23 protein-coding genes and 1 pseudogene are annotated in these 24,625 nt (G+C 43.1%); 7 read left to right on the top strand and 17 right to left on the bottom strand.

The window, feature by feature from the left end; all coding sequences use genetic code 11:
- Window positions 1–242 precede the first annotated feature (242 nt).
- From D5018_RS04725 to gspC, 12 genes and pseudogenes are all read right to left on the bottom strand, one after another.
- A complete protein-coding gene (locus D5018_RS04725) occupies window positions 243–1,004 on the bottom strand; it encodes a type II secretion system protein N (protein ID WP_133309236.1) in 762 nt (253 codons plus the stop codon).
- A gap of 14 nt (window positions 1,005–1,018) precedes the next feature.
- Window positions 1,019–1,498: a type II secretion system protein M gene (locus D5018_RS04730; protein ID WP_121837859.1), complete on the bottom strand. Its 480-nt coding sequence runs from the start codon at window positions 1,496–1,498 to the stop codon at window positions 1,019–1,021.
- A 1-nt stretch (window position 1,499) separates the two neighbouring features.
- Window positions 1,500–2,705: a type II secretion system protein GspL gene (gspL, locus tag D5018_RS04735; RefSeq protein WP_121837860.1), complete on the bottom strand. Its 1,206-nt coding sequence runs from the start codon at window positions 2,703–2,705 to the stop codon at window positions 1,500–1,502.
- 24 nt (window positions 2,706–2,729) lie between these two features.
- Window positions 2,730–3,734, bottom strand: a complete 1,005-nt coding sequence (gene gspK / locus D5018_RS04740; protein WP_416351530.1) for a type II secretion system minor pseudopilin GspK — start codon at window positions 3,732–3,734, stop codon at window positions 2,730–2,732.
- Between the two features lie 17 nt (window positions 3,735–3,751).
- Window positions 3,752–4,363: pseudogene (gspJ, locus tag D5018_RS04745) on the bottom strand (type II secretion system minor pseudopilin GspJ); the annotation flags it as partial.
- Window positions 4,344–4,718 carry a type II secretion system minor pseudopilin GspI gene (gspI, locus tag D5018_RS04750; protein ID WP_121837863.1) on the bottom strand — a complete coding sequence of 125 codons (375 nt, stop codon included), beginning with the start codon at window positions 4,716–4,718 and terminating at the stop codon, window positions 4,344–4,346. The gene gspI and the pseudogene gspJ, both read right to left, overlap by 20 nt.
- Window positions 4,705–5,295: a type II secretion system minor pseudopilin GspH gene (gene gspH, locus D5018_RS04755; RefSeq protein ID WP_121837864.1), complete on the bottom strand. Its 591-nt coding sequence runs from the start codon at window positions 5,293–5,295 to the stop codon at window positions 4,705–4,707. The genes gspI and gspH overlap by 14 nt, the downstream gene beginning before the upstream one ends.
- 1 nt (window position 5,296) lies before the next feature.
- On the bottom strand, window positions 5,297–5,731 hold the full coding sequence (gspG, locus tag D5018_RS04760; RefSeq protein ID WP_121837865.1) for a type II secretion system major pseudopilin GspG: 435 nt from the start codon (window positions 5,729–5,731) through the stop codon (window positions 5,297–5,299).
- A gap of 53 nt (window positions 5,732–5,784) precedes the next feature.
- Entirely contained in the window at window positions 5,785–7,002 is a 1,218-nt protein-coding gene (gene gspF / locus D5018_RS04765; protein ID WP_121837866.1) for a type II secretion system inner membrane protein GspF, read from the bottom strand.
- A gap of 3 nt (window positions 7,003–7,005) precedes the next feature.
- Window positions 7,006–8,577, bottom strand: coding sequence for a type II secretion system ATPase GspE (gspE, locus tag D5018_RS04770; protein WP_121837867.1), 1,572 nt, complete (start codon window positions 8,575–8,577; stop codon window positions 7,006–7,008).
- A gap of 3 nt (window positions 8,578–8,580) precedes the next feature.
- The gene (gene gspD / locus D5018_RS04775; protein ID WP_121837868.1) at window positions 8,581–10,719 is read right to left on the bottom strand and encodes a type II secretion system secretin GspD; all 2,139 of its coding nucleotides are present in this window, start codon (window positions 10,717–10,719) and stop codon (window positions 8,581–8,583) included.
- 33 nt (window positions 10,720–10,752) lie between these two features.
- On the bottom strand, window positions 10,753–11,676 hold the full coding sequence (gene gspC / locus D5018_RS04780) for a type II secretion system protein GspC (RefSeq protein ID WP_121837869.1): 924 nt from the start codon (window positions 11,674–11,676) through the stop codon (window positions 10,753–10,755).
- A 233-nt stretch (window positions 11,677–11,909) separates the two neighbouring features.
- Between gspC and hslR the strand changes: the two genes are divergently transcribed.
- The 3 genes from hslR to D5018_RS04795 all read left to right on the top strand — a co-directional run bounded on the left by hslR (window position 11,910) and on the right by D5018_RS04795 (window position 14,968).
- Window positions 11,910–12,323, top strand: coding sequence for a ribosome-associated heat shock protein Hsp15 (gene hslR / locus D5018_RS04785; protein ID WP_121837870.1), 414 nt, complete (start codon window positions 11,910–11,912; stop codon window positions 12,321–12,323).
- A gap of 8 nt (window positions 12,324–12,331) precedes the next feature.
- A complete protein-coding gene (hslO, locus tag D5018_RS04790) occupies window positions 12,332–13,201 on the top strand; it encodes an Hsp33 family molecular chaperone HslO (protein WP_121837945.1) in 870 nt (289 codons plus the stop codon).
- Window positions 13,202–13,423: 222 nt separating this feature from the next.
- Window positions 13,424–14,968 carry a phosphoenolpyruvate carboxykinase gene (locus tag D5018_RS04795; RefSeq protein WP_121837871.1) on the top strand — a complete coding sequence of 515 codons (1,545 nt, stop codon included), beginning with the start codon at window positions 13,424–13,426 and terminating at the stop codon, window positions 14,966–14,968.
- 53 nt (window positions 14,969–15,021) lie between these two features.
- Here D5018_RS04795 and D5018_RS04800 read toward each other — a convergent pair whose 3' ends face one another.
- Window positions 15,022–15,393, bottom strand: coding sequence for a flagellar basal body-associated protein FliL (locus D5018_RS04800; protein WP_243637386.1), 372 nt, complete (start codon window positions 15,391–15,393; stop codon window positions 15,022–15,024).
- Window positions 15,394–15,568: 175 nt separating this feature from the next.
- Between D5018_RS04800 and D5018_RS04805 the strand changes: the two genes are divergently transcribed.
- Window positions 15,569–16,138 (top strand): chorismate--pyruvate lyase family protein, encoded by a 570-nt coding sequence (locus tag D5018_RS04805; RefSeq protein ID WP_121837872.1) that lies wholly within the window; start codon window positions 15,569–15,571, stop codon window positions 16,136–16,138.
- 209 nt (window positions 16,139–16,347) lie between these two features.
- Here D5018_RS04805 and D5018_RS04810 read toward each other — a convergent pair whose 3' ends face one another.
- Together D5018_RS04810 and D5018_RS04815 are read right to left on the bottom strand one after the other, a co-directional pair.
- Window positions 16,348–18,513: an MGH1-like glycoside hydrolase domain-containing protein gene (locus D5018_RS04810; protein ID WP_121837873.1), complete on the bottom strand. Its 2,166-nt coding sequence runs from the start codon at window positions 18,511–18,513 to the stop codon at window positions 16,348–16,350.
- 67 nt (window positions 18,514–18,580) lie between these two features.
- Window positions 18,581–19,174 carry a YhgN family NAAT transporter gene (locus tag D5018_RS04815; RefSeq protein ID WP_121837874.1) on the bottom strand — a complete coding sequence of 198 codons (594 nt, stop codon included), beginning with the start codon at window positions 19,172–19,174 and terminating at the stop codon, window positions 18,581–18,583.
- A gap of 319 nt (window positions 19,175–19,493) precedes the next feature.
- Between D5018_RS04815 and D5018_RS04820 the strand changes: the two genes are divergently transcribed.
- Genes D5018_RS04820 through D5018_RS04830 form a run of 3 tightly spaced genes read left to right on the top strand, consistent with a single transcriptional unit; the run spans window position 19,494 to window position 22,392 of the window.
- The gene (locus D5018_RS04820) at window positions 19,494–20,972 is read left to right on the top strand and encodes a ZIP family metal transporter (RefSeq protein ID WP_121837875.1); all 1,479 of its coding nucleotides are present in this window, start codon (window positions 19,494–19,496) and stop codon (window positions 20,970–20,972) included.
- Window positions 20,973–21,032: 60 nt separating this feature from the next.
- On the top strand, window positions 21,033–21,587 hold the full coding sequence (locus D5018_RS04825; protein WP_121837876.1) for a lysophospholipid acyltransferase family protein: 555 nt from the start codon (window positions 21,033–21,035) through the stop codon (window positions 21,585–21,587).
- A gap of 46 nt (window positions 21,588–21,633) precedes the next feature.
- Window positions 21,634–22,392 carry a glycosyltransferase family 25 protein gene (locus D5018_RS04830; RefSeq protein ID WP_165904998.1) on the top strand — a complete coding sequence of 253 codons (759 nt, stop codon included), beginning with the start codon at window positions 21,634–21,636 and terminating at the stop codon, window positions 22,390–22,392.
- A 31-nt stretch (window positions 22,393–22,423) separates the two neighbouring features.
- Here the strand turns inward: D5018_RS04830 and D5018_RS04835 are convergent, their stop codons facing one another.
- Both D5018_RS04835 and D5018_RS04840 read right to left on the bottom strand, forming a co-directional pair.
- A complete protein-coding gene (locus D5018_RS04835; protein WP_121837878.1) occupies window positions 22,424–23,518 on the bottom strand; it encodes a glycosyltransferase in 1,095 nt (364 codons plus the stop codon).
- A gap of 7 nt (window positions 23,519–23,525) precedes the next feature.
- A complete protein-coding gene (locus D5018_RS04840) occupies window positions 23,526–24,515 on the bottom strand; it encodes a hypothetical protein (RefSeq protein ID WP_121837879.1) in 990 nt (329 codons plus the stop codon).
- Window positions 24,516–24,625 lie beyond the last annotated feature (110 nt).

Below are 24,625 nucleotides of genomic sequence, written 5' to 3' on the forward strand. Positions count from 1 at the left end.
AAGTTTGTCTGTGATCTTTTAGCTATGGCTCAGTGATCTATTTGCCATAATTGTTGTGATCTTTGTGTCTTGATTAGCCGTGAGTGATTATTGTTAAGTGTTAGGAAATATCAGTGCGAAATGACGGATTTAAGTTAAAAATCTCAGATTAAAACGAGGTTCTCAAGGTATTCTTTTAATAAAAAAGTCATATAAAAAAGCCGAAACAAATCCTGTTTCGGCTTTAATACCATTCACATTATTTATAACCCAGGTATCCGCCCACTGTATGTTAGCGGATATGCTCCCTGAGGGTCTGCTTGTCCAAGATAATTTAAGTTATCTCGCACAGAAGCAGGCATTGACGCTGTAGGCTTAATTTTGGCTTGCAACTGCACTTGGTTGTTGGCTTTAAGCCACAAACGCCCACTGACACCAATTTGATTGTCTTTCTCTGATGTCGTCACAATTACCTCACCTTGGTCACAATCCAACCCTAGGCGAAAACTACCAAAGGGAAAATCACCGAACTGGTTATTTACTTCTAGGCCATGCAGCTGCAGGTTACCTGACAACGCCTCACACCATGGTTGGCCGTAGGTAAACTCTGAAATACCAAGCGTGATGTCCCCTGCGACTTTCGAACGCAGCGGTAATCGAGTATCACCAACCAAGGTTTTGCTGTCGGTTTGCAGCATTAAGTCTGTAAGGTTCATCGTCGAGCGCGTTAATTGCAGCTTAGTTTTAGCGTAGATAGCTGAATTACGCGTACCGATTTTAACATCCACATTTAGGGTACCCGTTAATAACGAATAAGGATGTATGGTCCACTCCACTTGTTCTACTTGTCGCCCGTACGCTTGCACTGTGTCGATACTGCCTTGCCAAATCGAGCCACCAACACCAGTTACCTGCACTTGAGGTGGAAGCGTAACAAAACGCATTACCACACTAACAGGCATTAATACCACCAAGAAGATAAGGTAAACCATCACGCCTAAAATCAGGTATTTGATCCGTTTCACTATTGTCCTGCCTCTTAACGTGAAAGTTGAATTCGGCGTATACGCACCACGCCAATGGTATCGGTACTGGCCACATCAAAGCTATCAACGGTTAGCCCTTGGCTTACCACTAGAGTATCTAAATAACGCAATACATCGTTAAATGGCGCGTCGTCTAACCACACCTGAATTTTATCACCTTGTGGTTGCATGCGGGAAATAGTCAAGCCAAAACGATCCGCTTGCTGATTGACAATATTACTCAAGCTGCCACGACGACTTTGACCACGATTAGCCTGCTTATAACCAATCAGACGGTTAGCGTCTTGCTTTACTTTTATTAGTGTTTGTTTGGCACTCTTTAGATCTGCCTGTGCATCTTGCTGTGCTGAAGATATAGGATTCCACACGCCAAAATAAAATACACTAATCGCAACCACCACGGCCGCCACAGAAAGCAATTGCTGCTCTCGAAACGCTAAACTGTTCCACCAATTGAGGAATTGCTGTTTCATATTATCGACTCCTCAAGGTTAAAATCGTACTGACTTTGTCATCTTCTTTATTTTGCGCGCCACTATCCACTTTAAAACCTTTGCCAATCGCTTGCTTGAACGCTTCAACTTGATCATAGCTATCGGCACTGATTTGCAGTCTCAGTTCACTACGATTACCGTCATATCGAAGTGAATTAGGCTGAACACTGGGCACCTTTTTAAAGGCTTGAGTCACCCCCTCTAACATGGCAAACATATCACTGCTGGAGGATTTGCCTTTGTACTGCTTGAGCAAGTTACGCAAATGAAATTCAACATTAGAAGTGTTGCTTCGGCCAGTTGCCCGTTTAAACACAGCGGCGGTGTCAGCTTTAATGGCCTCTATCTGCTTATGAGTTTGATAAATATCTACCCCTTTATGAATGAAGCTCAGCAAAATACATACCGCAGCGATAAAGGCTGCATTGCGCCATAACAATAGTGTCTTGTTGCCTTCTCGTTTAGGTCGATACTGCTCGGTCATCAAATTCATTGGTGCATGCAATGCACCTTTTGCCAGTACTAGCATGGGTAACTCAAGTGGCTGAGATAACAGCTCTGCCCCCTCAAGCTCCATAGGACTATAGTTAGCAATGGTGACCGTATCCATTTCATCTTCTGCGTCTTGTAGTGGCAGTAGCTTAGGTAAAACAGAATCTTGCCATTCACTTGGAATACTATGCCCTTGGCCTTCGCCAGTTCTCACCAGCAATTCATTACCGATATCCATGGCCGCCCACTGACAACCATCGGCTAACGGTAACGCTAAGCTATCAGGGATCATGCGTTTAACATTAAGCCCTGCCGCCTTCACCCAATCGACCCATGATTGCATCTGCTCATGAGCCACGACGGCTACGGATAATGAACTGCCATTACGGGAACCTGGGACAAAATGTAGTTGTTCGATATCCTGCGCAAGCACATCTTCCAACATGAAAGGTAAAGCTTTTAATGCTTGTCGCTGCCCTTTTTCAGGCAAGTTAACCTGAGTTAAAGTGATGGCTGACGTTGGCACCAAGGCATCAACAGGGCGAGCGCCAGCTCGCTCACTTAACGTGTGCAATTGAGTAGCATCGGCTAGCTCACCTGATGCAATAATTTCTTGTTCTTGTTCCGACCAAACCAACCACTGACAAGCGTCGTCAGCGTGGGTCCCTAGTCGTATAAAAAGGCGTTCACTCACCGTGTTTCTCCACCCTTGAGGAGTTTATTTTTGACCACCATATTGCCGACTTAACACGTCAACATAATGATCTTTGTTTACCTGCAAAATGCTTTGTAATTGGAAGATGGCATCTCCAACTTTGGCTTTGCCATCTAACTCAAAATAGGTACTTTTATTGGTAAAAGTCGATTTAACTTTATCCACATTACCACCAATGCTACCTAACTCAGGCGATGACCAAAACTCTTGTAAATCATCATACCCTTTAGCCCCTCGACTTTCGATGATGCCTTTGGCTTCATCTGCTGATATTTGGTTCAGTAACATTCCAGCCAACAATGGTGCTTGCTCCGGCTGGATGGTATTAATATTAATAAGCTGCTTGTCATCGCCGGGGATCGCACACACATAAGGCGCTAACTTATCGTATACCTTTTGGGTAAATCCAAGTACCGCTCGTAACTCACTACGATGACTCATCATGGTTTTGGCCGCTCGATAAGGTACATCTCGTGCTTCATATTCAGCATCAGGGCCATAATAGCCACCCACCGCAGGAGAGGTGTCGATATAGTTTCTTAACGACTTGGCTAACTGCTCTGCTGTAAATGGCTCAACACTGAGTGCTTCCAATAAAGATGCAAACTGTTGAACGGCTAACGGCTCTTGATTAGGTGAGCCATTGTTATTCTGTGGCTGAGTCGCTTTAACACTAAGCGCATTAAGGTTAAAACACGCCCGCATATCTTTGATTTCTCCAGCTAGAGCACCATTTTCAACCGGAAAAACCACCCCCGTTTGCGCCCAAACTTGACTCAGATTCACTTCACCTTTTGAGTCGTCTAAGTCCTTTTTAAGCACCTTGTTCGCCAGCTGCTCCAAGGATAAGGCGTACCAATAAGCTTGATCGTATTCCGTCAAATTAATGGTGCGGCGCACTGAAATCTGATTTCGCGACGTTATATCCGTCGCGATTACAGCGATAAGAGCCACAATCAAAAGCACCACTAATAAGGCGACACCTTGTTGGCGTTTTCGCGTAACCATCATGTCGCTGGCCCCACACCTTTAGGCAATAAGAATTTACGCTCCACTGTACCAATGCCTTCCACCTCAAGCTTAATAGCAATGGCTTGGGGTAAGGCACTTCCCATGATCGCTTGCTGCCAACTTTTACCATCAAAAAATCGTACATCCATATTCTGAACATGATCTATGATGGTTGTTTTCGTGGGCTTAGCGCCAATCACAGGATCGGGATAAGGAAAATACCATCGCTCTAACTTATCTTCGGTAAACACATACGCCACTGATTGAATACTGCCTCTTGGCAACATTCCGTCCGGGTTTAACCAGCCCAAACGATAAAAAATCAATGCCTGCCCATCAATATTAGGGATCACTTCTCCGTATTGGATCACAGTACTTCCATGGCCGCCTGATAGCAGCCTTGGGGGTCTTGCGACGATTTGACCAATATCGCGATCCATCATGCCAAAGCCTTGTTGCAAGCCTTTTAACCGAGCAGAAAAATCTTCGGTGACTTCTTTGTTTTTTAACACCGCATGCAAGGTCGAGTTTGCCGCTAATCCAATAATTGCAAAAATGGCGATAGCCACCAGCATTTCCAGTAATGTGAACCCTCGGCTATGGCGCTTATTTAACTTTAAATACATAGGTATTTACCTGAGTTAAAATGCGATCATAACGTGAGTCATCACTGACGCTGACCTTGACCATACGAAAATCATCACTTTGGGTTTTAATGATTTCACGACGCCAATACCAGCGCTCGCCAGCCATTTCAGTGTCACCTTCTTTTTTACCTATGGCTAAAAACTGCTGTTTATTTTCAAGTACCGCATCTACCAATACATTATCCGCCACCCACTGTGCATAGGTGCGTTCTTGTAATATCGGCATATTGGACATCAACTGCCCTAAGCTATTGGTAATGGACAGTGCGGCAACAGCAAAAATCGCTAATGCCACCATAACTTCAATGAGGGTCATTCCTTTATGGTTGGTCATCAGGTCTCCCTAATGTCAGGCGTCCTAAAGCATCTCCGGCCACCAATTGATCATGCTCATTACCTTGCTGATCTCTCATGGCAAATGTCAGTTCAAATGGGCTCAACTCACCGCTAGGAAACAACATGATCTGCGGTGTCGGCAACTTCTTTTTAGGCTGCACAGATTCATCTATGTTGAACTTGTCATCGTCATTTTCAAATATGTCGTCGCTGCGGTCTTCGTCACTTTGCTTTAGCGGTAATCCATCCACCACAACCGATAGGCTCATGCCATCATCTAATTTACGCTCAGTCAAAATACGATCATTGGTTAATGGCTGCCATTGGCTGTCATGGTACACCACGTAATGATAACCATCTGGCTCTATCACTATCCCCAAAAACTGGCCACTGAGTATGGTTTCATTGATGACTAATTCAGTGGTAGCCATAAACTGCTTGGCTTTTTTTTCCAGTTTCTGCTCTGGGGTTGAGGTATTAAAAGATAGGGTGACAGTCGCTGCCATCAACCCCATCAATAACACCACTACCATGATTTCCAGCAAGGTAAACCCTTGCTGTGAGCATCGAAGCATCTTATTGATAATCTTTTAAGTTCCAGTTACCAATGTCATCGTCGGTACCCGCTTGACCGTCTGGGCCCATGCTAAACACATCAATCTTTCCGTGCTCACCAGGGCTAACTAAAATGTAATCATGACGCCATGGATCTTGTGGCAGACGACGTAAATAGCCGCCATCACGATAATTGCGTGGTTCTGGATCAATGGTTGGCGCCTGAACTAAGGCTTCTAGACCTTGCTCTGTCGTTGGGTAAACACCATTATCCAATTTGTACATATCTAAGGCATTTTCCAGTGTAACGATGTCGGCTACCGCTTTTTGGGTATCCGCTTTTTCTTTGTTACCTAATACGTTTGGTAATACCAGACCGGCTAATAAACCAATGATCACAACTACGACCATAATTTCTAGCAAGGTAAAGCCCTGCTGACGACGTTTGTTTTGCATTTGAAACTCCTTAATAAAATTCTGTCTTGGCTAGAAAGTCACTGATCTTTGCTCTAGCCACTCACTAAGTTATTGAGTGCTAAAATCGGTTGTAAAATCGATAACACAATGAATAACACCACTACCGCCATAGAAATTACTAGGGCGGGTTCAAATATGCCCAAGGCAATAGTGACATTGGCTTCAAACTGGCTATCTTGACTATCGGCAGCGCGTTCCAACATTTGTTCTAACTCACCACTTTTCTCACCCGATGAAATCATATACAACATCATTGGCGGAAATAGCTTGGTGGCGGTTAACGCTGAGCCTAAGCTGGTACCTTCTCGTACTCGTGAAGTAGCTTCGCTCACAGCTTCTTTCACCCTGACGTTTTGCAGCACGTCACTGGCGATACGCATACCATCAAGTAGAGGCACTGAACTGGCGGATAAAATACTTAAAGTACGAGCAAAACGTGCGGTGTTAAGGCTACGGCTGACTTTACCGACCACTGGCAGTGATAAGATAAATTTATGGTAGCGCATTCTGGCTTTGGGCTGTTTAACCACACGCTGAAACACCACTAACAACAACATGATCGCTACCACAATACCAATGCCGTAGTCCCGCACAAAATCCGACATGGAAATCATAAGCTGAGTGCTCCACGGTAGCGATTGCCCCATGTGGATAAACTGTTCAGCGACTTTGGGTACGACTGACGCTAACAGAATCGAAACCACCAATATCGCCACTACAGTTAAGGCTGTAGGATAAACCATGGCTTGGGTCAGTTTGGATTTTAGCTGCTGACGGCGTTCGGTGTAATCCGCAAGACGGTTGAGCACCACATCTAAATGACCGGACTTTTCACCAGATGCCACCATAGCACGGTATAAGTCATCAAAAATATGTGGAAATTCTGCCATAGAGTCGGCCAAGGTATAGCCTTCTACTACTCTTGAACGCACCGCCATTATCATGCTGGCAAGGCGTTCTTTTTCACATTGCTGACCGACAGCTTTGAGCGCTTCTTCAATGGGCAGACCTGCTGCGACCAGCGTGGCAATTTGACGAGTCAGCAACGCAAGCTCTGCCACCGAAATCCGCTTTTTAAACAGAGTAAACTGTTCTCGTTTGGCTTCTTTTTCAGTAACAGCATCAACACTTAATGGGGTTAAGCGCATTTCTCGCAATTGGTTTCGCGCATGACGAGCGGTATCGGCTTCCAATACCCCTTTGGTTTGCTTTCCTGTTGCATCCAGTGCTTTGTATTCAAAAGCCGCCATCCATTACTCCTCTCGAGTCACACGCAACACTTCTTCTAAGGTGGTGATACCGGCCAATACTTTACTCATACCATCGTGACGAATACTCGGGGTATCTTTACGCACGTGTTTTTCAATAGCGAGTTCACCGTGGCCGTTGTGAATGAGTTCTCTGACCGTATCATCTACAACCAATAGCTCATGAATACCGGTACGGCCACGATAGCCATTGTAACCACACTTTTTACAACCACTCGCTCGATAAATCGTGGCGCTATCGTGAGCTTGTAGTCCAAGTAATTCTAGTTCAGATGGGCTTGGCTGGTGTGGCTGGCGACAATCTTTACACAAGGTACGTACTAGACGCTGCGCCAACACCCCTAGTAAACTGGATGACACCAAAAACGGCTCAACCCCCATGTCTTGCAGTCGAGTAATGGCACCCGAAGCGGTATTGGTATGCAAGGTGGAAATAACTAAGTGACCCGTCAAAGACGCTTGCACCGCAATTTGTGCGGTTTCCAAATCACGGATCTCACCAATCATCACCACATCAGGATCTTGACGTAGAATGGCACGAAGCCCTCGAGCAAAAGTCATATCCACTTTGGTATTTACTTGCGTTTGACCTATGCCTTCAAGCTCATACTCAATCGGATCTTCAACAGTAAGAATGTTGGTATCTCTTGAGTTAATTTCAGTTAAGCCTGCATACAAGGTGGTACTTTTACCTGAACCCGTTGGACCGGTCACCAAAATAATACCGTGGGGTTTACGAATTAAGGCATCAAATTGCTGACGAATGCTATCTGTCATTCCTAATTGCTGAAGATCTAAATTACCGGCATTTTTATCGAGAAGACGCAATACCACACGCTCGCCATGACTCGATGGCATGGTCGATACACGTACATCCACCGCGCGACCCGCAATTCTTAAGCTAATACGCCCATCTTGTGGAACACGTTTTTCAGCGATATCCAAACGTGCCATAACCTTGATACGTGACACCAACAGCGATGAAAGTTTACGGTTCGGCTTTAAGACTTCTTTGAGCACCCCATCAACACGGAAACGCACCACCAGTTGTTTTTCATACGTTTCGATATGAATATCAGACGCTTCTTCTTTGATGGCTTCTGATAGCAAGGCATTGATCAGTTTAATAATAGGCGCATCATCATCACCTTCAAGCAAATCTTCGGTTTGTGGCAACTCTTCAGCAAGGGTGAACAAATCCATCTCATTGCCAATGTCTTCCATCAATTGCTGTGCTTCTGACGAGTTACTCTGATAGGCTTGAGTCAACTTCATTTCAAATGCTTGATTATCTAGCTCTATCAATGGTAAATCAGCGCCACTATAACGACGCACTTCCAGTAGCACTTGTGCTTGTGTCGTTGGTGTGTGATACAAACTAAGCTGTTTGTCCTCATTAGTGGCCAGCACCACCGCATGGCGGTGAGCGTAGGCAAACGGCAATCGGTCTTTAGTTTCAGAGTGAAACTCGCTGCCGTCTTGTTCTATATCGGCATTCACCTCAGAGGTTACCTGAGATAATGCATCTGGCTCGATGGGCTGCTGCACGTCACTCATGGGCTACTTCTTTTCCGTGGTTTTGTCTTTATCTTTGCTTTCGGTGACGACCTTAAGGGCGTCATCACTGCGGCGCATTTTGGTATCTAGACCTTTGCCTTGTTTATAACGCTCAAGGATGTCATTGACCTCTTTAGGAACCACTTTTGATTGATCCCACTCTTCCAACACTGGCACCTTAGTGTTCGGCATTAAGTTCACGCCTTTTTCTTGCTGCTCAAGTTGCAGCGCACGGAAGTAGTTGTATTTACGACCCGCAATGCCTTCCATGGTCAATCCATCTTTGATGATGGTTGGCTTAATAAACACCATTAGATTACGTTTCGTCTTTTTGCTTGATGATGACTTGAACAAATGACCTAGAATTGGGATGTCACCTAATAATGGGACTTTTTGTACGCTTTCTTGTACTTCTTCGTTGATCAAACCACCGAGTACCACAATTTGTCCTGAATCCGCCATCACAGTGGTGGTTAAACGACGAGTTGAAAAAGAAATATCAACGCCCGTGTTACCATTAACGCCTGAGACTTCTTGTTCGATAGTCAACTTCACTGAACTGCCTTCATTGATTTGCGGCACAACCTTCAGCTTAACACCGACTTCTTTACGCTCTACCGTTTGGAAAGGGTTACTGGTCGTTGATCCTGTGCTGGTTGAAGAGCCAGTAATGACAGGAACTTCGTCACCCACAATAAAGTTAGCTTCTTGGTTATCCAAAGTCGTAATCGAAGGCGTGGCCAGTACGTTTGAGTTGGTATCGCCGGCAATCGCTTGCACTAAGGCACCAAAATCACCTGAGGCAATACCCCAAGCCATACCGTTAATTTTACCTAAGGCTTGCGCCAGTAGGGTCACATCACCATCTTGCTCAGGGTTATCTGTACAAGTGCCATTTTCGGAACAGACTCTTGTGCCTTTTTTAGGTCGAGCCGCCCATACGCCAGCACCAATTTCACCAATCCCAGCACCGAGATTATTAAATTGTGATATACCGCCTGAAGCACTACCCCACTGCACACCGAAACCGACATTATCACCTTCAGAGACTTCTACAATAATGGCTTCTACTAATACTTGTGCAGGGCGAACATCCAGTTGATTGATGACGTTATCTAAGGTGCGCATTTCCGCAGGTTCTGCGGTGATCACCAATGAATTGGTTTCTTCATGAGCGACAACCGAGACATCTCCTTTACTTTGTGTTGAGGCAGAGGAGCTGCTGCTTGAACCTTTACGACCTTTTTTATCTTTGGTGAGCTTTTGCGCTACGCCCGTTAACACGTTGACCAAATCATCAGCTTTGGCATAACGTAAGTAACGTACCTTAGTATTACCTGTACTGGCTTGTTCTTCGTCCAAGCGCTTGATCAAGTCCATCGCACGCTCACGACTTTGTTCATCACCACTGATCACTACTGAGTTTGTGCGTTCATCGGCCACGACTTTGGGTGCGCTGCCATTCAGTTGCGAGCTACTGCTATTTTTACGATACAGAGTATCCATGATCCGCACAACTTCACTGGCAGAAGCATATTTTAGCGGTAGTACTTTAACTGCAGTGTCGCCTTGTTTGTCTACGCGGCGTACAATTTCCACCAGCTTATCAACCACAGCGGCACGACCTGTGATCATCAACACATTGGATGGATCGTAGTTCACCACATTACCACCACCAGCATTGTCATTCAGCTGACGTAATAGTGGCGCGAGCAACTTGGCCTGAGTGTTATAAAGAGCCACAATGCGAGTGACCATTTCATCACCTTGTCCCGGCTTTTTATCATCCGCGACTCTAATCGATGAAGTTTTAGCATCTTTGTCTTTTATGACCTTGATGACATTATGATCCATCGCCACAACGGCATAACCATAGACCTGCAATACATTCAAAAAGAATTGATAATATTGCTCGTCATTCAATAAATCATAACTACGAACATTGATTTTGCCACGAACGGTGGGGTCGACAATGATGGTTTTATTGAGGTTTTTACCCACAATATTAATGAATTCTTGAATGTCAGTGCCTTTAAAATTGGCCGCATATTGTTGCTCTGCCCATGAGGCACTTGGTGACAGAAGAATGAGGCTAGTCATTAACCCTATCAGCCACTTTCGTCCTATCTTGCTATTCTTCATTCTAAAACTTCCCCTAAGCCTTTCGCTCATTCGTTAATTAGGTAGCCCGAAATCAATTTCGATGAGTTGTCCTTGGCGTTCAACCGTGATGGATATGTCCTTCATATCTTGTAGACCCGCCATAGCCTGGAATGCTTGCGACACATCGGTTAAATCATAGCCATTTAAACTTTTTGCAATATCTCCCGCTTTAAAACCCGCCGCTTTAAATAGGCTTGGCTTCATACCGGGAGATAAACGATAACCCAACACTTGGCCATTACGACGTAAAGGCGATATCTGCAGGTAATCATTAATCTTTTGTGGATCCGCCAAGATTTCTTGGCGTGTTTGGGCAATTTGTGCAGTAATTCTAGGGTCGGAGATCTTATTCACCTTTTTTTGCGCTTTTTTTCGAGCGGCTTGTTGCAGCGCACGATTGGCCTCAACAGCTGTAGTAAATTGCAATCCATCAAGCATCACGGTTTCAAACCGCCCAGCATTAGTGATGATGATTCTGTCGGCATACACTTCTTTTAACGATGCAGAAGTGCCTTTAATTTTATCGCCGATGCTATAAGTAGATTGATCACCACTAGACGCGATAATGGCTAAGCCTTTTTTCTTGGCTGTAGACGCCACTACTCCAGTAAGCTGGATAGACAAAGATGATTTGGGTGCATCAGTGATCAACGCTGGCTCAGGTTCTGGCGTTTTTGTCGCTTGAGTCGCGTCATGTTTGCCAAATAAGGATAAGTCGAGAATGGGCTCGATATTAACAGCTGTTCGACTTGCAGCAGTGTTGGTTGCAGAAGGTGTCCAAGGCACCTTTGGGGTATCAGGCTCAGGAACAAATTGCCAAGTAATTTGTGCTAATAAATACAGGCACACCACTAAGCCTAAACCGAAAACCAATCGGCTAAGTGACTTGTGAGGTAAGCCAACTACTTTTGTTATAACTTTATCTAATGCATCCATTTTTTGGTATTTTGAAACCTATCGTTTTTGGCGCAATCTATTAATGCTACCTTAGCCGTTAATCTGCAACAAGCTTTTAACAGATTCGTCATTGGCGAAAACTGTCTATTTATGCTAATTTGCGTCACAATTTCGTAAAGTTACCCTTTATTCTTTATAAGACTATTACAAACTTCAACTGAACCTTGGCTGAGCCATCTTTATCTTCCACTAGCACTCACTTAGGAGACTCAATGCGATCCGAACTTAAAACCGTCACCGCCGTTCGTCTCGATAAGTGGTTGTGGGCAGCGCGTTTTTACAAAACTCGTGCTATTGCCAAGCAGATGATCGATGGTGGCAAAGTACACTACAACGGCCAGCGTACGAAATCCAGTAAGAATGCTGAAATTGGGGCTCTTATCCGTTTACGCCAAGGCTTTGATGAAAAAGAAGTCATCATAATGGCTTTAAGTGACCAACGTGGTCAGGCCATTGTCGCGCAAACCCTATATCAAGAGACCGAACAAAGCATTCAAAAGCGTGCCACCAATGCCGAAACACGTCGGCTACAACGCTTAAATAATCCAATTCCAGACACTAAACCTGATAAAAAACAACGTCGCCAGATTGTGCGTTTTAAGCAAATTCAAGGCGATATTGAGTGAGTTCAACAATGAGTATAGACAAGTTACATCGCTATTTGTTCGATAACGCCGACGTGCGTGGTGAAATGGTTCAATTACAGGACAGTTATCAGCAGATCATTCATGCCCATAGCTACCCAAAAGCACTGCAATTATTGCTTGGAGAATTAATGGCTGCGACATCACTGCTAACTGCAACGTTAAAATTTAGTGGTGATATTGCGGTGCAAATTCAAGGTAATGGCCCAGTGTCATTAGCGGTGATTAACAGTAATGACAAACAGCAACATCGTGGTGTCGCTCGCTGGGAAGGTGATATTGCCGATGAGGCCAGCCTGAATGACATGTTTGGCAAAGGCTACCTGGTGATTACTCTAACGCCAACTGACGGTGAGCGTTATCAAGGCGTGGTGGAGTTAAACAAACCAACACTGGCCGAATGTATTGAAGCTTACTTTATGCAATCAGAGCAACTTCCTACCCATTTATGGCTATTTGCTGACGGCAAGCAAGCAGGTGGTATGTTCTTACAAGTGCTTCCAGCTAGCGGCAACAATGTGAAATCGGATGATGACTTTGATCACTTGACTCAGCTGACTCAAACCATCAAACCTGAAGAATTGTTTAGCTTACCAGCAACAGAAGTACTGCACCGTTTATACCATCAAGAGCAAGTTCGGTTGTTTGATCCTGTGGATGTCAGCTTTAAATGTTCATGCTCAAAAGAGCGCACAGGCCAAGCGTTATTGTCGTTGCCTCAAGCAGAGGTTGAAGATATGTTAGCCGATTTAGGGGAAATCAAGATGGGGTGCGAGTACTGTAATACTCACTATACCTTTGACAGCATTGATGTTGCGGCGCTGTTTTCTCATGCTCCCACCTCAAATACCGTACAATAATCTATGTAAACATTCATGGCCGGGATTATTCCCGGCTTTTTTATATTGAATGCAGTAAAATCCATCGCTTTTTATGGCATTTAAGTTACAATTCTCAGCATAAAAATTAGTGGCCTAAGTCACACTTTATAAGCCGAATTCAATCGGTAACTTCAGCTCTTATCTCACGTTTGAAATGGGTTTTGAGCTTTAACATCTTGCATTGTAACGGAGATCTCTCTCATGGCCGATGGAACACATCGTACGCACCATAACCTTACCCCTGCCGAACTCATTGAGCTATCGCTAAAACGTGGCGAGAGTGAATTAACCGCCGCTGGTGCATTAGTAGCACGCACAGGTGAACGTACAGGTCGCTCGCCGAACGACCGCTTTATTGTAAAAGAGCCAAGTAGCGAAGCCGATATCGATTGGGGCAATGTCAACAAGCCTTTCGAAGCTGAAGCATTTTCTGCACTTTGGAACCGAGTGGAAGCTTACTTATCTGAAAAAGAAGAGTTGTTTGTTTCTGATTTAGAAGTTGGCGCCGATGTAGAGCATTATTTACCAGTAAAAGTAACCACTGAGTATGCTTGGCATCATTTGTTTGCTCGCAATATGTTTATTGTGCCAAAAAACTTTAATGCCGCTGACAAGCCTGTTTGGCAGGTCATGAACGCACCAGGCTTTGAGTGTGATCCAGAACGTGATGGTACCAACTCTAATGCAACAGTTATCATTAATTTTGCCGAGCGAAAAGTATTACTTGCAGGCCTTAAATATGCTGGTGAAATGAAGAAGTCGATGTTCTCGGTACAAAACTTCTTGCTTCCAGCCAAAGGCGTACTGCCAATGCACTGTTCAGCAAACGTTGGTACTGAAGGCGATACCACTCTATTCTTCGGTTTATCGGGTACAGGAAAAACCACATTATCAGCCGATCCAAAACGCTTCTTAATCGGTGATGATGAGCACGGTTGGGCACCAGGTGGCGTGTTCAATATTGAGGGTGGCTGTTACGCTAAGTGCATCAACTTGAGTCAAAAAAATGAGCCAGTAATTTGGAATGCGATTCGTTTTGGTACTGTGCTTGAAAACGTCATGCTAGATGATAACCGTACACCTGATTTTGACGATACTTCGTTAACTGAAAATAGCCGTGCCGCTTATCCACTAGAGCATGTTGAGCTTCGTAAAGAAGATAACCGTGGTGGTGAGCCTCGTGCCGTTGTTTTCCTTACTTGCGATGTATCAGGCGTATTGCCTCCGGTATCTAAGCTCACTAAAGAGCAAGCCGCTTTCCACTTCCTTTCAGGTTATACCGCCAAAGTCGGTTCGACTGAGATGGGTTCAACGGCAGCCATTCAATCTACGTTCTCAACGTGTTTTGGTGCACCATTCTTCCCTCGCCCAGCCAGTGTTTATGCAGAACTATTGATGGAGCGCATAGAGTCTTTTGGTAGCCAAGTGTACTTAGTGAATACGGGTTGGACTGGCGGTGCATACGGTGTTGGTAAGCGTTTTGATATTCCAACTACTCGCGCCATCATTGATGCAATCGTGTCTGGTGAACTCGCCGATGTCGAAACGACTCACTTAGAGCAATTAAACCTTAACATTCCTGTTGCGGTTTCTGGTGTTGATAGTGAGCTATTAAATCCAATAAATACTTGGAGCGACAAAGCCGAGTATCAAAAATATGCTCAGCAATTAGCGAAAGAGTTTACCGACAATTTTGCTAAATACTCGGTATCTGATGTGATCAAGCAAGCTGGACCAAGAGGGTAATTATTCTTGCTAGCAAGCTAAAGCCAGTCTCATGACTGGCTTTTTTGTGTTTGTTAATTGTAAAGGTATTTGGTGATTAATAAATTAGTGACGATTGGTCGACCCGTTTCTTGCGTTAATAATTCATTTATCCGCTGTAAACAGGCGATTCTGATGTCTTCTCGTCCTGTAATTGATTTCACCTGACCTTCTGTCTGCTGCCCTAGAGTTTCAAGGATCACAGCTCTCAATAAAGGTTCATGGTGCTCAACCAATTCAAGATCTGCCGTTCCTTTAACCATAAGCTCTATACCCACGCGTACAAAACCCAGTTTTGCTCGGCTAGAAGAGATATAGTTGGTCACAAATTCAGGCTCAAATCCAAAATAGAGATATTCATCCATTTTGGCTTCTGCTTTATTGGTTAAGCCTGAAACAATTAGCATGATCCCAGCGATAATGCTTGGCCAGAAACGCATTTTCATTAATTTTGCCCTAAAACGATTTGCTTACTGTTAGTTCGTACTACTAAACCAACCAGATATTTGTTATCTATTGTTTGTGCTTTATTGGTCTATGGTACACTGAGAGTTCTGTTATCAACAAAATAAAAAGCTATTAATGTCACCAACACACAGCTTTCCTTTCGGTGAACCTATTTCTTGGTCGGAGCAACCAAGGTTACCTAAATGTACGACCAATTTAACATCTTGGTTACTTGCTAACGGCAGTTTAACCGAAAAACTGAAGGCCTGCTGCCAAAATTTTGAAGTAAAAGTACTAGGTGAAGCGCTTCTGCTGCCTTTTGCAGAAGAAATGCCTCAGCAATCAAAAGTATGGGTTCGTGAAGTATTGCTGTGCTTAGATGAGATCCCATGGGTGTTTGCCCGCACTTTAATTCCTGCTCCGCTGCTTGAGCAGACTCAAGTAGATTTTAAAGGTCTGGGGACACAACCTTTAGGGCAGTTGCTATACAGCCATCACCAATTTATTCCCGGTGATATCCAAGTAGCTGAATCATTGCCAAACGGAGCAATCAGCCAATTGGCTCAGTCGCTAGGTCAACCTTGCCAGCATGTTTGGGGGCGGCGTCGATTTTTTACTTATAAAAATCATCAAATGACGGTTAGTGAGTTTTTTCTCCCACACGCAGTGGCTCAGATTGAGATACTAGAGGCCGTTCCTAATTAGAGATTTTTTGATTTGTTACATCCTAAAATTTGAAAAATCAAGGCACGAAGAATGAACTTTAGTGAACTAAAGGAAAGATAAGTAACGCAGAGTTTGCAAATTTTAGGCGTAACCCAAAGGGCTGCGTTTCTTTTTTGTTTAAACTGCGTTGTCTAATGTTTGTGTAGAAACGAAGTAACGACAGCTTTTTATGTCGGTCAATCAAAAATCTAATTGGGAACGGCCTCTAACCACTGATGATACATCAACAGAATCACTGAGGCTGACCAACTAAAGTTATTGGCATGCAAACCTCCCCCTGTCAGCGGGTGGTAATTTTCTCGAATCACTCCGTGACCAACAATGCCTTGTCCATGGGTAACCAATTGCTTTGCCAATCGCTGTGCTTGTTTATGATGGCCATAGTTGTTTAAACCCACTAATGCAAAATAACTTTGATCAAGCCAAACAGGGCCTCGCCAGTATCGACTTGGAGCAAAATGAGGGCTATCGGCACTGACTGTTGGAAATGGGATCTTAGTGCCAAATCGTGTCGGTGTCAGATTCACCTTGATCAATTGCTTGGCCTGCTCAGTACTGGCTACCTTTGCCCACAACGGCAACCAACCCTCAACCCCTTTGCCTTGCTTAATCAGTAAATATGATGTGTTGTTATGATATCGACGATCATAGAAAAATTGAGTGTCAGCATCCCAAAACTGAGTTCGAATTTTCTGGCCAAGCTTGCTCGCTTGTTTCTGCCACTGTTTACTGGTATTGCCTAAGCCCAATTTTTGACTTATCTCAGCCAGTAAACGTTTTTCAGCGTATAAGTAAGCATTCAAGTCTACTGATTCTTGTGATAAAGAATAGCCAATTGGGCTCCCGTTTTTGTCTTTATTGACCCAAATATTCAAATCTTCGCTGTCGTCAAAGCGAGGGGCATTATCCATGCCCGATTCCCATGCTGAAGCCTGAATGATGGCTTTACGCTTAGGTTTTTGGTGTTCTTGATGCAATGGGTGCAAGTTGGCACCATATTCCACTAACCCATTGCGATTATGATCTCGGTTGCGATACCACCACTGATGATAAGCTACAAGCTTGGGGTACATCTCTTTAAGAAATGCTTTATCACCATCTTGTAAATACACTTGCCATACCGCCCAAGTGGCGAGTGGCGGTTTACCATTACGTTCATTCCAATTACCACCATGACCACCTCTTTCAGGGCTCTTATTATAAAAAATCGCATCAGGTAAATTACCATGATCTTGAGGTCTAACTGCATCGTCTTTTTGAAATTGATATGCAAACATGGCACGAATATTTGATTTAGCTAAAACGGGATCAAATCGAGCCAAGGCCACGGCTTGCTTCCAGCTGTCCCATGCCCATACCCCATTAAACCAAGTAAAACTCACCGATGGCGTAACACTATCGTGGGTAATCGCTCCCGCTTTACTGCGCCAGTTATGGGTAAGTGTCAGCATCGCCTTTGCGGCCATTTTTCCCATCGATGTACTGGGAATGTCCTTGAGTTTGTTTTGCCAATTCAAGCGATGCGCCTCTAACCTATCGCTTAGCTTTGACCATTCAATCACAGGGAAACGCTCAGTTTCATCATTATGATGAAAGTATTGCTGAACATTCATTAACGTTTGCTGTGCTTTAGGGGCAAGAGTTATGGTGGTAACTGCTTGATAACCTAATTCATCAACGGCGTCTAGGTTGACATGAGGCGGAAAAACCACCCGATAACGGGCATCATCGAGTAATAATTGCCACCTTCGATTACTGTCGTTCAGTTGCCATACCACTTGTTGGTTATTGACCGTTCTATCCTTAATGAGCTGATGGTCATTAATTTTAGAATGACGCGAGAATGGCTTTCCTTGCCAACGTAAACGCCAAGACTGAGATGTATCGGTCACATTATGAAGTTGAGTGCGAATACCAGCTGTGCGTGAGTCAATAAAATGCAGGCTTAACGTTAGGTGTAAATCGTCCCACTGAAAGCGTTGGTATAAACCATCCGGTTGACTATAAACCTCAATTTCTTTTGCCGTTTGAAAGTCTAATTTTTTACCTGATTGAGCATCTTCAATAACAAACTTTTGCAAGTTATTACTCAGATAAACACTGTATTCCTGAGCAATGACCATCGGCCCAGGAAAGCTACCATAATCTTGAGGTTCAGGTAGATGAAAACCATGCCAAGCACCTTGATCAATATATACAGCAGGAATAGAAAGGTTGCGGTTACTATCGCGAGTTTCCATCGTGGTGATACCACCTCGATAAGGCAGTATGTCTCGAAACTCAGACAAATGTGCAGCATGTGCTAAATTACTTGCTGCACTGATGATAAGCAGCATCCTTGCAATAAAAGTCATTTCTCCACCATAAATTGCATACAATATTCATCATTGTATTCATGGTGGAGATTAAAAATCAATCAGCTTAAGCTGTAGTCCCTAAATATTTTGCGATACCATCAAGGAACATTTGTACCGAAATCATCACCAGCACCATTCCCATTAGTCGCTCAACAGCAGATAGGCCTTTTTCACCCAAAACTTTTGTAAACAGGCCATTGAACAGTAAAATTATCGCACTTAACCCCCAAGAGATAATTAAGGCAATCGTCCAATCCGTCATTCGGCTGCTATCAGTGTGCGCCAGTAAAATTAAAGTCGCCAAAATTGAAGGTCCCGCCATTAACGGAATGGCTAAGGGGACGATAAAAGGCTCTTCACCTGCGGCTAAACCCACGACTCCACCGGGTTGAGGAAAAATCATTCTAATGGCAATTAAGAATAAGATTATACCGCCGGCGATACTTACCGACTCGGTTCGCAAGCCTAAGAAGCCCAGCATGGCTTCACCTGCATATAAAAATATCAACATGATCCCAAGTGAAATGAGCAATTCACGGATCAATACTCGACGGCGTTTTTTAGGATCGATATGACGCAATATCGAAGCAAAAATTGGCAAGTTCCCTAGGGGATCCATGATTAAAAATAGCATTACAGTTGCAGAAAGAATATCCATGAAAACGTCTTATTTACTTGGGGTTAATAGGAATGATAGTAATTCTATCTGCTTTTTTAGAAATAGTGAGTAGAAAGCCGTAAACTTTACCTTATGAATACATTAATTCGCCTTTAACTTAACATTCAGATAAAAGTCGCAAAATCATAAATGGGAATAGTAAGCATTTGAGATTATGATTATAATTGCTTTGGTATAACTGTTTAATGCCAGATACAATTATACAGCTGGGCTGCCATTTATATTTAGGGATACAGCAAAAGTTTCAACACATTATCATCATAGAGTCCAAAGACTCTATATTTAACTAGGTTTTTTCATGCTCTATCTCGTTGCCAGTCTTATTGCTTTACTTGCCGGCCCAGTTTGCTATCGAGTGCTATCATCTGGCTCTGCATTACAAAAAGGTCTTGATGGCTTTATTTTTGTCTCTCTTGGTGGCTTGGTACTGATCCACATTTTGCCTCAATTACTTGAACACGGCAGCTGGCTAGCGCTCCTGTTTGTCGCCATTGGCATGTGGGGCCCAACCATGAGTGAGCGGATTTTTCACCGCCATTCGGAATTGACCCATAACCTAACATTAACACTTGGAGTTGGCGGCTTATTATTGCACACCCTCACCGATGGTGGCGCTTTGGTGTTGGCTCAGCAGCCTGAAAACTCTACGTTACTGGCGTTAGGGATCATCTTACACCGCTTGCCTGTTGGAATTGCCATGTGGTGGCTATTAAAGCCACAAGTCGGTAGCCGTTGGGCCGCTCTGGTATTGGGTTTGATGATGCTACTAACCACAGTAGGTTACCTTTTAGGAGAACAGTTCCTTACTCATATTTCTCTTGATAACACCGTCTACCTACAAGCCTTTGTGACAGGATCTATCTTACATGTTGTATTGCATCAACCTCATGTTGAAAAAACGGAAGATCCACAAGGCCAATTTGAATATCACGCAGGAGTTGGAAGCATACTCGGTATTGGATTGCTGCTGATATTAATGCTCACTGAAATGGGTGAGCTTCATCAACACGATGTTGAACACGAACTCACAATTTTTTGGCATTGGGTTATCGAAATCCTACCCCTTATATTGCTGACGTTAGCCTTAGGTATATTACGACAAAACTTAGAGCACCGATTGCCTGTGAAGTTACGCAACTCGCAACTCCAAGGCTTTACTCCTGAGGCGGTGTTTTTTACTCTAGTAATTCTTGGTTGGGCTTACGCATTATTCCAGTTGTTGCTTAGCCTTGCCATGTCTATGCTTTCAGTTAATCGTTCCACTGAGTTTTCTGAAAAGAATGGCCTTTCTTTAACCATCATTGACAGTAATGCTGCTGTAGTGATTTTCAGTTTGCTGCTGGTAAACATTCTTGGACAACCAACGGGGCTTTTATCAATTGCCGCTATTCAAGTACTGTTACTGCTACCTTTATTTGTTGTATGTCGATTCACATTACTCGGCTCTTCTATACTGGCTGCAAGCTTAGCATTTCAACAATGGCATATCTTAGCTGTTATGGGCACTTTAATTCTGCCTCCTTTGTTGACGGCAACACACTTAAAGTATCATTTAAAACCATTAATGCTTGGAGCTATCGCTATCACCATTGGGTATTGGCTATTACCTAACGCCATGATTTTGCCTACAACAGAGCATCACGACTCTAGACTGTTAATCGTCATTTCAGCAGCCTTGATTGCAGTGTTATGTTCAATCAGTTTATTTCGTTTAGGTCCAAGGGAGTTTTTAAAACGTATGTGGGGATTGCCAGAAAGGCACCATCACCACCATTAATCTCGACAGTGTGATGAAAATAAGCTAAAACTGCCTATAAGACCTCTTCGAGATTGGATCATGATGGCAAGTTTTTCAATGTGGTTACTGAAGCTGTTTGGATGGAACATTAGCGGACAACTACCGAGTGATCGCCAATTTATTTTGATTGGCGCCCCTCACACCAGCAACTGGGATTTTATTATTGGCATACTCGCCCGCTCAGCCGTTAAACGTCGTATCCACTTTTTGGGTAAACACCAATTATTTATTCCACCATGGGGATGGTTATTTAGGGCTTTAGGCGGCAGTCCCGTCAATCGCACTAAAAATAATAACTTAGTGCAATCCGCCTGCGAACAGTTTGCCACACGTGAAGACTATGCCCTAGCCTTAGCGCCTGAAGGTACACGCGGAAAAGTCAATCGCTGGAAAACAGGCTTTTACCATATCGCAGTTCAAGCCAAGGTGCCCATTGTGTGTGTAGGATTTGATTACCAGCACAAAACATTGCGTATCGAACCCCCAATTTACCCTACTGGCGATATGAATCTGGACATGAATCACATTTTGGCCTTTTATCGCACCATAAAAGGCCGTTATCCAAAGGAGATACCTATTTACACCGAAAATTAACTTTTATTATACTTTGCCTCCTAATCTCAACAATTGGATGGAGGAAATGTTGCAACCTGTTATTTTGGCCATCAACATGCCGCAGAATGAATCCCGTTGGCAGCATCTGCAGCAACAATTATCTCAGTTATCTTTAAAGGGAACTCACTTCAGTGCCGTCGTTGGCTCAGCACTATTTCAAGATGAGATAGAAACGATTTACGATGAGAAGCTAAACAAACGCTATTATCATCGAGATCTCACAGTCGGAGAAATTGGCTGTTACGCCAGCCACAGTCAAGCATGGCAAAAGCTTCTAGACTCTGACCAACCTCATGCAGTAGTTTTGGAAGATGATATTAATTTATCTGACGATTTTACCACTATTCTGGCCACGATTGACCGATTGCAAGGGTGGGACATCATCAAACTATCAGACAATCGTAATAATCCTGCAGCAGAAACTATTGCTTTGTCTGACACAGTGAATTGTATTAGCTATAAAAGAGTGCCCAACTGTATGACGGGCTATGTGATCAGTCGACAAGGTGCAGAGAAACTCCTTGCTCGAAAACGCTTTTTTAGACCTGTTGATGTCGATATACAGTTTCACAGTGAACTTAATTTACAAGTCATCGGCTTACAGCCTTACTGTGTGTTTGAAGCCAATTTTGACAGTGAAATTGCGGCCATGAACCCAAACAAACGTCATAGTAATAAAAGTACATTTTGGCGAAATACTAAGTATCGTTTATCAATGATGCAGCAACGTACACTACAATCGGCCAATATTAATAAAATTGTTAAGCCATCAAATAAGAAATGAAATGACTAAATTTCATACTGACATTATCAATTTATTTTAAGCTTAAATATTGTTTGGCTATTTCTTCAGCTTCGATACGCTTACATAACTCAGCATCAATAGTCACTTTTGGCTTCTTTAGTAAATTATCAATTTTTGTTGCCAGTGACTTTGGATCCTGCACAGGAGCTAGGTTTTCAGCCAGATCACCCGTTAAGATCTCTGAAGGACCATGTGGGCAGTTTGTGCTAATTACAGGCGTACCACATATTAATGCCTCAATGATAACGGTCGGTAAACCTTCATAGTCAGAGCTTAATACAAGTGCTCTTGCTCTCTTAATCCATTGATACGGGTTTGCTTGAAAGCCTGGCAAAATTATTCGATCACTTACTCCATGTTTTTTTGCCAGTTTTAACGCTTTTTTAGGGTTGTTACATAACAGTACCAATTTGATGTTGCTTTCCATTTCTTTAAGAGCTTGAAATAAAATGTCATGTCTTTTTTGTTTTGCAACTCTACCAACATGGATCAAATATTCTTCACTTGGAATTGATGTATTAACCTTTTCGGATTGGGATTTTATGTCATTAACATCAAAAGGGTTATAAATCGTCTGCACTGATTTAGGTTGTATGCGCCCCACTTGTTCAATTTCTTTCTTGATCCCTTTTGAGACAGTAATCAATCGTTGTCCACTTAAGCAATGTTTTGCGCGCCACATTTTGAAATATGCGATGGGACCAAGTTTTTTTTGACGAATTAATTCTTGCTCCACAGAGTTATGGACGACACAGTATAGTGGTGATAAACCCGTTCTGGTCATCAGTTGATTACTTGTATCTAGGTTAGATAGAAATAAATCAAATTTTCCAATCTCATGTTGCACAGCATCAATTGTATTTTTCAAGCTTCTTGCATTAAGTTTCACCTTAAAAACACTATCTAGCCCTTTGGCTCCTTTTTCAAAACAAACATGTAATGGAATATGTGTTGGAACTTGATACTCGCCATTATTTTGTAGAACAAAGAAGTGCGCTTCATGCCCCAGCTTAATAAATTCTTGTGCAAGCGTAAGCATTACTTTTTCGGCGCCACCGCCTGCTAAGCTATTTATGACAATAGCAATTCGCCTATGATCAAACATTTAATCTTTACCTAAATACCGCTTTCAAACTTTCAAGTACATGAGGCAGACCATTACTATCGTCTGCGATTCGTAATAACTCATGTTTTAACTCTGCATCAGCATACAGCTTTTCAATTTTTTTCACCGATAATTTACTCTCAACTTTCATCACAAAGCCATGCTGGTAGCAAATATCTATTCGAGCTGGCTGGTCTTTCGATACAGGTACCGATAATGATGGCACTTTCAAAGCGATGGCTTGTAATAAAGCATCACCACCACTGATCACAGTAGCTTTAGCCATAGCCAATAAATTGATAAAAGTTGGATTATCTACTGATGGCAACACTGTTAATCTTTCAGTAGATACTGGGACTTTTTTAGGATAATTCGAACCCATAATCACTACACAATCGACATCATATTTTTCTGAAAATGTTTTGGCTTGTTGATAAAACAGCTCAGCGGCTAACTCACCATTTACCTTATGTCCACCGGATCCAGCACTAAAAATAAGGTACTGCTTCTCACTTAATCCGTATTCACTTAATAATCGTTGACCTTGCTCTTTACTTGGCTGAGAAAATACAGGTCCAATGCATAGAGGCGCTTCTTTATTGAGCCAATTTAGCTTCATTTTCTGCAACCAGCTTAAATCAGGCATGATAAATTTGGGTTGAACAACAAAATGATGATCAATTAACTTCAATCGATTTAGCTTAAGCCCTTTGCTTCTTTTTTTAGTATGTTGGCTAAAAAAGACCGTCTTCGCACCGATGTTTTTAGCATGCTGAAAATGTGCTTTTCGACCAGATGCATCAAATATCACCACATCTGGCATCAATTCCGACATAATACTGTTAACACCTCTAATGTCCTTAGTTGGAGTGGTATCAATGAGTTGTTTAGGAAATGGACAATCTTTTGCATAAGGAGCATTGCGATTCAAAATAAAATGAATTTGACTTTCGGGCCATTTTTTTTGAACTTCAGTGGCAATGATCAATGAACGCATATACTCCCCTATACCACTGGCAGAGGAGACGGGAATGAATAAAAACGATTTGTTACTGTTCATATTGATATGGGTGATTCACAATTAAAAAATGCCGAAAAGTACTTTTA

This window comes from Parashewanella curva (assembly GCF_003675895.1).
GTDB lineage: Bacteria > Pseudomonadota > Gammaproteobacteria > Enterobacterales > Shewanellaceae > Parashewanella > Parashewanella curva.